The organism is Streptomyces sparsus (assembly GCF_054776295.1).
The window spans coordinates 1-1,371 of record NZ_BAAHCA010001148.1; the positions used below are offsets into that span (position 1 = coordinate 1).

Here is a 1,371-nt window from a genome sequence, read left to right on the forward strand (position 1 = left end):
GGCGACCCAGGGCGTCGGGGCCTCGGCGTCGGCGTCCAGCACCGGCGCGGTCCACCGTCCGCCGACCCGGCGGGCGGCCTCCACCTCCTGCCGGAAGCGGGCCCGGAACTCGCCGCGATCGGCCAGTTCCCGCCGGACCAGCTTGACCGCGACCGTCCGTCCGCGATCCGACCTGGCCAGGTGGACCTGGCCCATGCCGCCCGCGCCCAGCCGGGTCAGCAACCGGTAGGAACCGATCCGCCGGGGCTCCGCCGGCTCCCGCGTGTCCATGGCTCTGCGGACCTCCCCGTCCCGGACGAACCCAACGCCGTGACCCTAACCCCCGGCGGGTGGCGGCCACGGCCCGGTCCAGCGATCCCCCGCCCGGGCGCCCCCGGGCGCTCGGGCGGGGTGCCGAGTGCCGGGAGAGACGTGCGCGCGGCGGCGCCCGATTCCGCCACACCCGTCGCTCCCGTGCTGACCAGGTCGAACACCGTGCGAGTTCACTCGAACGGCTCGCTCGTCTGTACGGTTCGGCCGCGGCGGCGCAGGGTGGTCGGCATGTGGTCCCGACGAGTGGTCCTGGGTGCGGCCGTGCTGCCGCTCGCCCTGCTGGCGCCCGTGGCGGCGCTGTCACCGGCACCCGGCCCGCGCCCCGAGCCGGTGGCCGTCACCGCGTCGGCCGACGACTCCGGGGACGTCCGCCCGGAGAACGTGCGTCCGCCGATCGTGGGCAGGGTGGCCTGGGATGCCGACGAGGACCTGGTCCGGGAACCGCCGGAGTACACCGGCCGGGCCCGAGCCGTCTTCGTGCACCACACCGCGCACGGCAACGCCTACGACTGCTCCGACGTCCCGGAGATGCTGCGCGCCCTCCAGCGGGAGCACGTACGGGGCAAGGGCTGGGACGACGTGGGTTACAACTTCCTCGTCGACCGGTGCGGGACCGTCTACGAGGGCCGCGCGGGCGGCGTGTCCCGCCCGGTGCACGGTGCGCACACCAAGGGGTTCAACGCGGACAGCGTCGGGATCGCCGTGATCGGTACGTTCGGGACGGGAGCCCGCGTCCCCGATCGCGCGGTGGAGGCCGTGGTGCGGCTGACGGCCTGGAAGCTGCGCCCGGGGATCAGCCCGCGCGGGCGGGTGCGGATGGTGTCCAGCAACAGCGAGAGCCGCTATCCCAAGGGCACGTCGGTGCGGTTGGACGTCGTGTCCGGACACCGGGACAGCTTCCGCACCCGCTGTCCCGGCGACGCCCTGTACGACCGGCTGGCCGAGATCCGCGCGGCCGCGTCCCGGCTGCGGCAGTGGCCCGCCCCAGGCTGAGCGTCGGACGCCGCCGACGGCACCGGCTGAGCGTCGGACGGCGGCGGTCGGGGTGGCGGCAGTCCG

At 75.7% G+C, this 1,371-nt stretch carries 1 protein-coding gene and 1 pseudogene; one reads left to right on the forward strand and one right to left on the reverse strand.

The genetic code is table 11. The annotated features are described in order from the left end of the window. A pseudogene (locus ACYVE9_RS27020) lies at nucleotides 1-270 on the reverse strand (serine/threonine protein kinase); the annotation flags it as partial. A 270-nt stretch (nucleotides 271-540) separates the two neighbouring features. Between ACYVE9_RS27020 and ACYVE9_RS27025 the strand changes: the two are divergent. After that, complete coding sequence (locus ACYVE9_RS27025; protein WP_461030518.1) at nucleotides 541-1,305, forward strand: peptidoglycan recognition protein family protein; 765 nt, start codon at nucleotides 541-543, stop codon at nucleotides 1,303-1,305. Nucleotides 1,306-1,371 lie beyond the last annotated feature (66 nt).

What these genes read in the sequence shown, in the direction of transcription:
- ACYVE9_RS27025 (WP_461030518.1), top strand. Translation starts at nt 541, where the DNA reads ATGTGGTCCCGACGAGTGGTCCTGGGTGCGGCCGTGCTGCCGCTCGCC.